We start from the raw sequence: 12,633 nt of genomic DNA, 5'->3' as shown, positions 1-12,633 counted from the left end.
AATAAAACATATTTTAAATGAAAAATAGTCTTAAAACTAATTGTTTTACAACGTTGAGCATCATTCTTACATTGTTATTTGTGAGTTGTAAAACCATTTCTCAAACGGATACAAAATCAGGCGATACTAAGAATGAACTGCCTATTTCAACTAATTTAAAATGGTCAGAGCGTATGGCTCTTTCTATTATGAAACGCCATCAGCAATCTTATATGATTGATGATGCTAAAGCACCGCATTGGGATTATGTGCATGGTTTAGTGCTCACCTCATTTGAACAACTCTATAAAGAAAAGGGCAATAGTAAGTATTACGACTATATCAAAAGCTACGTCGATGTCTTGGTTGATAAAGATGGAACCATTAATACCTATAAAATGGAAGCTTACAATATTGATATGATTGTTGCTGGACGATTATTATTTAATTTGTACGCTACCACTAAAGACAACCGCTACTTAATTGCAATGCAAACTTTAAGAAAGCAACTTGCAGAGCAACCTAGAACTGCCAGTGGTGGATTTTGGCATAAAAAAATATATCCAAATCAAATGTGGTTAGATGGGTTGTATATGGGTGAACCATTCTATGCAGAATATACTGCTACTTTTGAAAAAGGAGCAAAATTAGATGACGTTGCAAAACAATTTGAATTAATACAATTGCATGCCACTGATAAAAAAACAGGATTGTTGTACCATGCTTGGGACGAGAGTAAGCAAATGCCTTGGGCAAATAAAGAAACAGGAAATTCACCTAATTTTTGGTCTAGATCAATCGGGTGGTACGCAATGGCTTTAGTAGATGCTTTGGATTACTTCCCAAAGAATCATCCAAAACAAAAAGAATTGGTTGGGTATTTGAATAATGTTGCGAATGCTTTAGTAAAATTCCAAGATAAATCAGGTTTGTGGTACCAAGTAACTGATAAGGGAGACAAAGCAGGAAACTATTTGGAATCATCAGGAACTTCCATGTTTGCTTATGCCTTGGCAAAAGGTGTAAACAAAGGATATTTGCCAAAAAAATTTAAAACAGTTGCCACTAAAGCTTTTGATGGTTTGACCAGACAATTGATAAAAGTGGATTCCAAGGGAGAAGTTACCATAACACAAGCCTGTGCAGTTGCAGGTCTTGGCGGAAGTCCGTACCGAGACGGATCGTATGAATATTATATAAATGAGAGAAAAAAGGATAATGATCCTAAAGCTACAGGACCGTTTATATTAGCCGCATTAGAGTTGAATAAATAAAATAGACTTAACCAATTGAGTTTAAAGCATACTACAACTGTTTCATTTTAAAACAATGAAACAGTTAATCCTAATTTCTTTCCTATGAGATTTATTCTGATTATTACCTGTGTTTTACTGTTTAGTCCTAATCAACTGATTTTTGGGCAAGCAAAAAGAATGAATAGTAATTCATTAGTATGGGCAGCTGATAATGGAGATGGAACCTATAAAAATCCAATTTTGCATGCTGATTATTCTGATCCGGATGTTGTTAGGGTTGGAGCTGATTATTACATGACATCCTCTTCTTTCAATTGTGTTCCTGGCTTGCCTATTCTACATTCTAAAGATATGGTAAATTGGGAATTGGTCAATTATGCACTTCCAAAACAGCCTCCTTTTGATGTCTTTGACAAACCACAGCATGGGAATGGGGTATGGGCACCCTGTATCAGATACCATAATGGGGAATTATATATTTATTATCCAGATCCTGATTATGGAATTTACATGATCAAGACAAAAGACCCAAAAGCCGTTTGGTCCAAACCAATTTTGGTAAAAGAAGGCAAGGGTTTGATTGATCCTACACCTTTATGGGATGATGATGGTAAAGTATATCTTGCTTTTGCTTTTGCAGGAAGCAGAGCAGGAATTAAAAGCCTTTTGGCAATTTGCACTTTAAATACTGAAGGAACTGTTGCAAATGATGATGACGTTATAATTATTGACGGACATGATGGCGAATCAACAATTGAAGGGCCAAAATTATACAAACATAATGGCTATTATTATGTTTTTGCGCCTGCAGGAGGTGTACCTACCGGATGGCAAACGGTATTGAGATCGAAAAATATTTGGGGACCATACGAAAAGAGAAAAGTGATGGACCAAGGAAAAACAAATATTAATGGCCCACATCAGGGTGCTTGGGTACAAACTCAAACTGGCGAAGATTGGTTTTTTCATTTTCAGGATAAAGGTGCTTACGGTAGAATTGTTCATTTGCAACCTATGAAATGGGTCAACAATTGGCCGGTAATAGGTGTTGACAAAGATGGGGATGGTACTGGTGAGCCGGTGTTAATCCATAAAAAACCCAATGTTGGAAAAACGTATCCTATTTTAACTCCAAATGATTCAGATGAGTTTAATACTTCTAAGTTAGGTTTGCAATGGCAGTGGCATGCAAATCAACAGGTGTATTGGGGACTTCCTTCAGCGATGGGATATTACACGATGTATTGTCGTCCAATGCCAAAAGAAGCCACAAATTTATTTGATGTAGGGAATTTGTTATTGCAAAAATTTCCTGCCGAAGAATTTACAGCTACGACCAAAATGACTTTCAATGCCCGTTTTGATGGAGAGCAAACTGGTTTGTTGATCATGGGACTTGACTACAGTTATTTGAAAGTAAAACAATCAGCAGGACAACTCTCTATATCACAAGTAATCTGTGAAAATGCCGATAAAAAAGGAGTAGAGACAGAAAGTGAAGCTATTAAATTAAAAAGCAACCTGTTTTATCTGCAGGTAAAAGTAAAAGCGGGTGGTATTTGTAATTTCTTTTATAGTGAAGATGGTGAAAAATACACAGCCATAGGAACGGATTTTATTGCAAAAGAAGGCAAATGGATTGGTGCAAAATTAGGTTTTTTAGCACTTCGAAACGGAATGATAAATGACGCAGGAAGTGTTCGTATTGATTGGTTCAGAATAACAAAGTAAAAGCTATATTATGGGAAAGTTAAAAATTATCAAAACGTTTGTTTTTACACTTATGGTAATTACAAATACTCATTCACAACAACTATTTAATATAAAATGGAGTAGTGTAATTAACAATCCTGATAATTCTTGGTTTGCAACCCAAAATGCAAAAGATGTAGCCGAAAATGTATTGTTGTACCAACGTAATATTGGAGGTTGGCCCAAAAACATTACGATGCAAATTCATTTAAGCGAGGAAGAAAAGCAAAAATTAATTGCCCTTAAATCCGACACAAAGGAAGTAACAACCGACAATAAAGCAACAACACAAGAAATGTTGTTTTTATCTAAAATCTATAGACAAGTGCCAGATGAAAGATATAAAAAGGCTTTCCTTTCAGGGCTTGATTATTTATTAGAAGCGCAATATGAAAATGGGGGATGGCCTCAGTTTTACCCGTTAAAAAAAGGATATTACACACACATTACGTATAATGATGACTCGATGGTGAATATCCTGAATGTGTTAAAAGAAATTGTTGATAAAACAGATTATTTTTCGATAAAACCATCTGAAGAAACCGTTAAAAGAGCCCAAAAAGCATTTGATAAAGGGATTGATTGTATTGTAAAAACACAATACAAACAGAATGGGGTTTTAACAGGCTGGTGCGCACAACACGATGAGTATACGTTGGCTCCGGTAAAAGCACGTGCTTATGAATTACCCTCTTTAAGCGGAAAAGAATCGGCACAAATTGTATTGCTGTTAATGTCAATTGAAAATCCATCAAAGGAAATAATAAATGCAGTAAATTTTGCTGTAGCATGGTTTGATAAAGCAAAAATAAAAGGGCTAAGAGAAGAGCGTTTTTATGATGAAAAAGGTAAAATAAACGACAAAAAAATGGTTTCAGATGCGAATGCTCCTGATATATGGGCTCGTTTTATGGAACTGGATAACAATAGTCCATTTTTCTGTGATCGGGATGGTCTGAAAAAAGGGTTGTTAGCTGAGATTGGAGCGGAACGCAGAAATGGATATTCCTGGTACACAAATGAGCCAAAAGAGGTTCTGGTAAAATATGAAAAGTGGAAAGAAAGACATTTGACTGGACAGACCAAAACAGACATAAAACAGAATAAAGTTCCAAAAGACGAATTTAATATTACGGTTGCTCAAGACGGGAGTGGTGACTATATAAGTATTCAAGATGCGATAAATAATTCACCCGCATTTCCTTATCGACGGGTTACTATTACTGTAAAAAATGGAATCTATAACGAGAAAGTAAAAATTCACGAATGGAATCCCAATATTTCATTAATTGGAGAAAGTAAAGAGAACACTATTATTACATATGGAGATTATTTTGGCAAGATAAATTTAGGTAGAAATAGTACTTTTTATACTTACACGGTTTTAGTGGAAGGGGCCGATTTTATAGCTCAAAATTTAACCATAAAAAATTCATCAGGACAAGTAGGGCAAGCCGTGGCTTTGGCACTAAATGCCAATAGTGTTTTGATTTGGAATTGCACTATTCTGGGCAATCAGGATACTTTGTATGCCACTGGAACTAACAACAAACAGTATTTGAAGGATTGTTATATTGAGGGAACTGTCGATTTTATCTTTGGTCAAGCCACCCTATTATTTGAAAACTGCATCCTTCATAGTTTAAAAGATTCGTATATAACGGCAGCATCTACTGCTGAAGGAGTTCAATATGGTTTTGTATTTAAAAATTGCAAACTAACCGCCGATGAAAAGGCAACCGAAGTGTATTTAGGCAGGCCATGGCGCATTTATGCAAAAACGGTTTTTATTAATTGCGAAATGGGAAAACACATAAAGCCTGAGGGGTGGAATGATTGGTCCAAACCTGAAGCAGCAAAAACTTCTTTTTATGCTGAATATAATTGCACGGGAGAAGGAAGTCATCCTGAAAAAAGAGTTTCATGGTCGTATCAATTAAAAAAGACAGAAGCCGAGAAATACACCATCCAAAATATCATGGGATTGGATTTTGCTAACAAAATAAAAGAATGGTCTAAAAGTAAAGTAACAAATAAGCAATTTTAAATCCACTTTAAAAACTAAAATCATGAAATACCGAATCATTATATTGCTGCTAATTTCACTAAACTGTTTGGCTCAAAAAACAACTATTTATGGCATAGGTGATTCTACAATGGCTACTAAAAAGAAGCCGGAAGTAAATCCGGAACGCGGTTGGGGACAAATGTTATCTTCTTTTTTCAATGATAATATAACGGTAGATAACAGAGCGGTAAATGGCAGAAGCAGTCGTAGTTTTATTAATGAGAAACGTTGGGATTCCGTTTATAAAGCATTGAAACCAGGCGATTATGTTTTTATTCAATTTGGGCATAATGATGAGAAATTTGCTGATTCAACGCGGTATACCAATCCACATACAAGTTATCGACATAACTTAATCCGTTTTGTGAATGAAAGTAGGGAAAAAGGAGCTATTCCCATATTATTCTCTTCCATAGTGAGAAGAAATTTTAATGAAAATGGAGTCTTGATCGCAACGCATGGTGAATATCCTTTAGAAACTCGTTTAGTTGCTCAAGAATACAAGGTGCCATTTATTGATTTAGAATATTATACGGAATTATTGGAAATGTCTTACGGACCTGAAAAATCAAAAAAATTGCATTTGCATTATAAAGCGGGGGAAATTCCTTATTATCCGGAAGGAAAGGAAGACAATACCCATCTTTGTGTAAAAGGAGCCACTGAAGTTGCACAATTGGTTGTCAATCAAATTAGAGTAATGGACGGTCCTTTAGTTGCAACACTAAAAAAAGCAATTAAAAAATAGATAATATTCAAAAGGATAATCTTAAAAAAAGAAAATGATAAACGCATATATCGGTATTATTTCGCTGTTTTTTTTTAACTGTTCTGCTGGGGGGAATCCCAGTAAAGCTGAAAATAAAGGAGGTAACTTATATGATATAGTGGTTGATGTTAAAGGAACAGGAGATTTTGTAACGGTTCAAGAAGCCATAAATGCGGTGTCTTTTCTAAATGACAAAGAGACCATAATTTTCATTAAAAATGGGGTTTATAAAGAAAAATTGATTCTGCCAAAAAATAAAATAAACATCACATTAATAGGGGAGAATAAAAATAAAACGATTCTTACTTATGATGATTATGCTTCTAAAAAAAATGAAAAGGGGCAAAATATAGGAACTTCAGGGTCTTATAGTTTTGCTGTTGATGGAGATAATTTTAAAGCTGAAAATATCACATTTGAAAATTCTTCCGGTCCCGTGGGTCAGGCTGTTGCGGTAAGAATTGACGGTGACAAAGCGGTTTTTAATAACTGCAAATTCCTGGGGTTTCAGGATACACTTTATTGTCATGGCAATAGGAGCAGGCAATATTATAAAAATTGCTATATAGAAGGGACGACAGATTTTATTTTTGGAGCGTCAACAGTTGTATTTGATAATTGTGAAATTTTTGCAAAAGTAGGAGGGTCTTATATTACAGCGGCGAATACTCCTAAGGCTAATTCGTATGGTTTTGTGTTTCTGAATTGTAAATTAACAAGCAATGCTTCAAACCGCTCTTTTTATTTAGGAAGACCATGGGAAAATCATGCCAGAACAGTTTTTATTAAATGTAAAATTGGCAAGCAGATTAAATCTGCAGGATGGCATAATTGGGGCAGACAAGAAGCGGAGGCAACAATATTCTATGCCGAATATCAATGTACAGGAGTGGGCGCTGATTTACAAGCCAGAGTGCCTTGGTCACATGTTCTAACAGCCCAACAATTTCAATCAGACTATACAATTGAAAAAATATTTAAAGATTGGACTTTTCTGAAAAAATAAAGAAACGCATTTTAAAAGTCAAAATAAATCCTAAAACAAAGTTATTTCTCTATTCAACATCAAAACTTAAAATCATGAAATGTAAACTTCTTGTTTTCTTGCTGCTCTCTTTAAATTGTTTTGCCCAAAACAGTAATTTTCCATCTCGCACAGTTGATTCCATTGTCAAACGTATTCAATTACCTCAAATTCCTTCGTTTAAGATTGAAGTAACACGACTAGGTGCAAAAGGGGATTCCATTAGCGATGCCAAACCCGCATTTGATAAAGCCATGGCACTTTGTAAAAAAAACAATGGAGGTACAATCATTGTTTCTAAAGGTGTTTACACGCTAAATGGCCCCATTCACTTTGTAAGTAATGTAAAATTATTAATTGAAAAAGGGGCTAAAATTCGCTTTAGTGAGAATCCTAAACATTATTTGCCAATGGTGCTTACGAGTTGGGAAGGAACTATGGTTTATAATTACAGTCCTCTTATTTATGCTTATGGTTGCACTAATATCGCTATATCTGGTGAAGGAATTATTGATGGAGAAGGAAGTAAAATTTGGAATAGTTATAAATCAAAAGAAGGGGAGGATAAAAAACTAAGCCGAGAAATGAATCATAGCAATATGCCTTTAAAGGATAGAAAATTTGGTGCTGGACATTTTCTAAGACCACAACTGATTCAGTTTTTTAATTGCAAAAATATTTTAGTCGAAAATGTAAAAATTGAAGATTCTCCATTCTGGTGTCTTCATTTATTAAAATCAGAAAGCATTACCGTCAGAGGTTTAAAATATAAAGCATTTAATGCAAACAATGACGGAATAGACCCAGAATATGCCAAAGATGTTTTAATTGAGAATATTGATTTTGATAATGCGGATGATAATATAGCAATAAAAGCAGGTAGAGACGATGAAGGCAGAGCCAATAGTACAACCCCAAGTGAAAATATAGTGATTCGCAATTGTAATTTCAAAGGATTGCATGGAGTTGTCATTGGCAGTGAAATGTCGGCTGGTGTCAAAAACATCTTTATTGATAACTGCAAGACAAGCGGGTTTTTAAAAAGAGGAATCTATTTAAAAACTAATGCCGATAGAGGAGGATTTATTAAGAACATTTATGCCAGAAATATTCAATTGGATGAGGTTGAAGATTGTATTTACATCACGGCAAATTATATGGGCGAAGGCAGTGGTGGTTTTCCATCGGATGTTTCAGATATTTTCTTGTCCAATATTAACTGTGCAAAAGCAAGAGAAACTGCGATTATTATTCAGGGATATCCACAAAAGAAAGTGCGAAACGTATATTTGGATACTATCGAAGTTAAATCGGCAAAAAACGGACTGACAATCCTGAACTCGGAAAATGTAACAATGAATGATGTTATAATTGGTCAAAAAGCGACTGTCCCAACGGCTGTCAGTAATTCAATTAAACACTAAACGGTTTTGCTCAATAAATAACCATTTCTATAAATAATAAGGTATTGCTTTTTTGCTCTTTTAAACCAAAAACGATTCTAATGGAAACATTTAAATATATTGAAATTGATGAAACTTCCAGGATGCCTAAATACAAGCAAATAGTAGATTCTGTTATTTATAATGTATCCATTGGAAGACTTTCAATGGACCAGAAGATTCCATCAATTAATATGCTTAGTGAGGGGTTTAATCTGTCAAGGGATACGGTGGAGAAAGCCTATAATATTTTAAAAGAGAGAAATGTAATTTCTCCAATCATGGGTAAAGGCTATTATGTTACCAGAACAAAATTAATTTCTAAAATAAATATTTTGTTTCTGATTAATAAATTAAGTTCCTATAAGATGAGTGTTTTTAATTCTTTTATTGATAATATAGGAGGAAATTCTCAAGTAGATCTTCATGTATATCATTTTGACGAGACCTTATTTTTAAATTTATTAGATAAAAATAAGTTTGCATATGACAAGTATGTCATAATGCCACATTTTAAAACAAAAGATTTAAAACATGTGAGTCTTACTGATAAAGCATTGAAACTTATAAAAGAAATACCAAAGGAAAAGCTTATTATTTTAGATGAAAAAAATCCTTTGATAGAAGATGGGATCGTTGAAATTTACCAAGATTTTGAAAATGATATTTACAATGCTTTAAAAGAGGGTCTTCCTAAAATTGCTAAGTATGATAAATTAATACTGATTTATCCAGAGAAGGCTGTTTATCCATACCCTAGAAGGATTTTAAATGGATTTAAGAAATTTTGTATCGAATATAATATCTGTTTTGAAATCCTGGATGAAATATGCGATGACATGGTTTTAATAAAAGGCGATTTATTTATAGTAATTGAAGAATCTGACTTGGTTAGTTTGATAAAACAAATTAGAGATTATGAATTTCGATTAGGGAAGGATATAGGGGTTATTTCTTATAATGATACTGCTTTAAAAGAGCTGTTGGGAATAACGGTGATTTCAACGGATTTTAAAATGATGGGGGAAACTGCAGCAAGGATGATTCTAAATAAAGAAATAGGTAAAGTAAAAAATCCATTCAATTTTATTGATAGAGATTCAATTTAAACTATAAATTCCATACAGTACAGCCATATAAAACTCCATTATTTCTAATGGATTTTTTTGTGGGCCTTACGAACCTGTTTACGAACCATTTTTTGCAGGATTTGAATAAAGTTTCAATAAAAATAGCGCTAAAAAATCCTTTCTGTTTCAATTTGAAAAAGCAGTTTTGTACTGCTAATCTTTTATCCTAAATTTGCGCAACTGTTAGAAGCAGTAAAATGTTGAAAAATATAAATTTCTACTGTTAAATTATATTGAAGTAATGAAAGTCATAATCATTACTTTATATTAAGCCCTGCATCAATTGTATTGGCTAAGTTTTTCTTATAGAGAAGGGTCGAAATCAAGTTAAATAAACAGGAAGTGAAAAAAGTGGAAAATGAAGGAGTAAGCTGGACTATTTGTCCCGAATGTCAAGGACGAGGCAAAAAAAGTCGAGGGCTCACCAACAAGTCTAGACTCCACTACCAGAGAGCATTAGATCATTTTAAAAAAACGAACGGCGAAGGAACGGCTCCGATTTTTCCTAAAGGACACCTCCATTCTTGCCTGAAATGTTCTGGATCCGGATTGCTTCCTTCTGCCCATCCTCCTATAGCGAATAAAGAAAACTACCCACACGTTGCTATCATTGGTGGAGGTATAGGCGGTGTGGCTCTAGCTGTAGCTTGTTTACACCGCGGGATTCCCTTTACTCTTTTTGAACGCGATAATAACTTTGAAGCCCGGTCTCAGGGTTACGGGCTCACTTTGCAACAAGCTAGTAAAGCAATCGAGGGATTGGGTGTTTTCTCGTTAGAAGAAGGGGTGATTTCAACAAGGCATGTGGTTCATACTACAGAAGGAAAAGTAATCGGTGAATGGGGCATCAGAAAGTGGATACAGTCAGATGCGAAAACGTCTCCAAAACGTACCAATGTGCATATCGCACGGCAATCTTTACGCTTAGCGCTACTTGAGCAACTGGGCGGACATGATGCAGTACAGTGGGGGCACCAGTTAGTCCATTTTAAGGAATGTAATGATGAAGGTGTTGATCTAAACTTTCAAGTGAACGGTGAGATTCGGCGCTACAAAGCAGATCTCGTGGTTGGAGCGGATGGTATTCGCAGTTCGGTGCGGAGATTGCTGATTGGTGAGGATGTTGCCCCTTTACGTTACCTCGGTTGTATTGTGATATTGGGTATTTGTCCTTTGGGGGCTCTCGAAGGTTTTAATAGCTCTTTATTAGACTCAGCCACTGTATTTCAAACCGCCAATGGAAATGAGCGAATCTATGTGATGCCTTATACGTCAGACTCGGTGATGTGGCAGCTAAGTTTCCCCATGATGGAAGAAGAGGCTCAGGAGTTAAGTGCTAAAGGAAATCAGGCACTTAAAGAAGAAGCGTGTCGTAGAACTCAGTGGCACGATCCCATTCCTCAGATTTTAATGGCAACCCTGGAAGCTCAGATTTCTGGATATCCCGTGTATGACCGGGAATTACTCAGTTCAGAATTATTGGAGAAAGGGGGGCAAGTGACTCTGATTGGTGATGCGGCTCACCCCATGAGTCCATTCAAAGGACAGGGGGCGAATCAAGCGCTACTGGATGCACTAACACTGGCTCGGGGTATCTCAAGAGGATGTAGAGCTGCATCTCAATGGAGAAAAGCTGGAGTGAGGAAAAGTGTATTAACTGAGTTTGAATCAGAAATGTTAGAACGCAGTGCTTCAAAAGTGAAAGATTCAGCCGAGGCTGCACAGTTCTTACATTCCGAAATTGTGCTTCATGAGGGTGATGAACCGAGAGGACGCTGTCTAAAGAAAAAAGACGTATAAAGTTCAAATTTTTACAAATTCCAATAATTTAGAATCTGAAAATCATATCACTCCACAGGGTGGAAAAACCGGTCAAATTGACCACCACTTTCCAGTGTAAATTGACCACCAGTTCCAGAGCAAACTGACCACCACTTTCCAGTTCAAATTGACCACCTAATTTCGGGGTAAATTGATTATTAAAAACTACTGATTTTTTCATGTTGTTAGAACCATACATTCGTTAAAAAAATACGGATTATGGCAAACAAAATAACAGACATGAGTAAAATTAGAAAAGTAATTAAATTCTATTGTGATGGAAAGAGTAAGTTATTTATAAGTAGCTACTTATCCCTATCCAGGAATACGGTAAAGAAGTATATTTCTTTATTTGAAGTCCTCGGATTAAGCTTTGAATTAATTGATAAAAAAACAGATGCTGAACTAGAACTTTTGTTTTCACAGACTACTGTGGAATCAATTAGTCCCAAATTGCAGACCCTCCATAATTTTTTTCCTAAAATGGAACGTGAACTAAAAAAAGTTGGCGTTACCGTACAACATATGTGGGAACAATATGTTGGCATAAACCCTGATGGTTACAGGAGTTCGCAATTTGCTCATCATTACAAAGAATGGAGTAAACGTGTCAATCCAGTAATGCATATGAATCACAAAGCCGGTGATAAAATGTATGTGGATTATGCCGGAAAAACGCTCTCCATTATTGATAATGACACTGGAGAAATCAAAGAAGTACAATTTTTTGTGGCCATATTGGGAGCCAGTCAATACACTTATGCTGAAGCTTCCACGAGCCAACAGAAGGAGGATTTTGTTACTTCGGTAGAAAATGCTATGCGCTTTTTTGAAGGCACTCCTGCGGCAATTGTCCCGGATAATTTAAAATCTGCAGTAATAAAAAGCAGTCGTTTTGAGCCAACAATTAATGAAACTTTGGCTGATTTAGCAGAACATTACGAAACTACAATCTTGCCTGCCAGGGCTTATAAACCAAGAGATAAGTCATTAGTTGAAGGAGCTGTTAAGATATTATACAGAAGGATTTATGTGACTCTAAAAGAAGCTAAATTCTTTAGTTTGGAAGAATTGAACCAGCAGATATGGGATTTATTGGATACTCATAATAATCGAAAACTCACAGGACGCCCTTACTCTCGAAAAGAGTTGTTTTTAGAAGATGAGAAACAACAACTGCGCCCACTACCACAAGAACGCTTTGAAATCAAATACCAATCCTTTGCAACGGTAATGCAAAATGGGCATGTTCAATTAAGTCAAGACAAAAACTATTACAGTGTTCCATATCAGTATGTAAAGAAAAAAGCGAAACTCTTGTACACCAAATCAACCGTGGAGATCTATTATAAATACAATCGAATAGCTGTTCATGAACGAAATTACAAACCT

Annotated in this window: 10 protein-coding genes; 9 read left to right on the top strand and 1 reads right to left on the bottom strand. The window is 35.4% G+C overall.

Annotated elements, in window-relative coordinates; genetic code table 11:
• Nucleotides 1–17: 17 nt before the first annotated feature.
• The 8 genes from ACNQGG_RS10090 to ACNQGG_RS10055 all read left to right on the top strand — a co-directional run bounded on the left by ACNQGG_RS10090 (nucleotide 18) and on the right by ACNQGG_RS10055 (nucleotide 11,220).
• Entirely contained in the window at nucleotides 18–1,253 is a 1,236-nt protein-coding gene (locus ACNQGG_RS10090; RefSeq protein WP_417963594.1) for a glycoside hydrolase family 88/105 protein, read from the top strand.
• Between the two features lie 84 nt (nucleotides 1,254–1,337).
• Nucleotides 1,338–2,966 carry a glycoside hydrolase family 43 protein gene (locus tag ACNQGG_RS10085; RefSeq protein WP_417963592.1) on the top strand — a complete coding sequence of 543 codons (1,629 nt, stop codon included), beginning with the start codon at nucleotides 1,338–1,340 and terminating at the stop codon, nucleotides 2,964–2,966.
• A gap of 10 nt (nucleotides 2,967–2,976) precedes the next feature.
• A complete protein-coding gene (gene pelA, locus ACNQGG_RS10080; RefSeq protein ID WP_417963590.1) occupies nucleotides 2,977–5,034 on the top strand; it encodes a pectate lyase in 2,058 nt (685 codons plus the stop codon).
• Between the two features lie 22 nt (nucleotides 5,035–5,056).
• Nucleotides 5,057–5,803 carry a rhamnogalacturonan acetylesterase gene (locus tag ACNQGG_RS10075; RefSeq protein ID WP_417963588.1) on the top strand — a complete coding sequence of 249 codons (747 nt, stop codon included), beginning with the start codon at nucleotides 5,057–5,059 and terminating at the stop codon, nucleotides 5,801–5,803.
• Nucleotides 5,804–5,837: 34 nt separating this feature from the next.
• On the top strand, nucleotides 5,838–6,830 hold the full coding sequence (locus ACNQGG_RS10070; RefSeq protein WP_417963586.1) for a pectinesterase family protein: 993 nt from the start codon (nucleotides 5,838–5,840) through the stop codon (nucleotides 6,828–6,830).
• Nucleotides 6,831–6,904: 74 nt separating this feature from the next.
• Nucleotides 6,905–8,272, top strand: a complete 1,368-nt coding sequence (locus tag ACNQGG_RS10065; protein ID WP_417963584.1) for a glycoside hydrolase family 28 protein — start codon at nucleotides 6,905–6,907, stop codon at nucleotides 8,270–8,272.
• An 80-nt stretch (nucleotides 8,273–8,352) separates the two neighbouring features.
• Nucleotides 8,353–9,399 carry a GntR family transcriptional regulator gene (locus tag ACNQGG_RS10060; RefSeq protein ID WP_417963582.1) on the top strand — a complete coding sequence of 349 codons (1,047 nt, stop codon included), beginning with the start codon at nucleotides 8,353–8,355 and terminating at the stop codon, nucleotides 9,397–9,399.
• 363 nt (nucleotides 9,400–9,762) lie between these two features.
• Nucleotides 9,763–11,220: an FAD-dependent oxidoreductase gene (locus ACNQGG_RS10055; protein WP_417963580.1), complete on the top strand. Its 1,458-nt coding sequence runs from the start codon at nucleotides 9,763–9,765 to the stop codon at nucleotides 11,218–11,220.
• Nucleotides 11,221–11,248: 28 nt separating this feature from the next.
• Here the strand turns inward: ACNQGG_RS10055 and ACNQGG_RS10050 are convergent, their stop codons facing one another.
• Nucleotides 11,249–11,422, bottom strand: a complete 174-nt coding sequence (locus ACNQGG_RS10050) for a hypothetical protein (protein ID WP_417963578.1) — start codon at nucleotides 11,420–11,422, stop codon at nucleotides 11,249–11,251.
• 38 nt (nucleotides 11,423–11,460) lie between these two features.
• Between ACNQGG_RS10050 and istA the strand changes: the two genes are divergently transcribed.
• The coding region (gene istA / locus ACNQGG_RS10045; protein ID WP_417963576.1) for an IS21 family transposase at nucleotides 11,461–12,633 on the top strand (1,173 nt) is incomplete at its 3' end.

The organism is Flavobacterium esculini (assembly GCF_048284325.1).
Classification (GTDB): domain Bacteria; phylum Bacteroidota; class Bacteroidia; order Flavobacteriales; family Flavobacteriaceae; genus Flavobacterium.
This window is presented reverse-complemented; position numbering and strand designations above follow the sequence as displayed.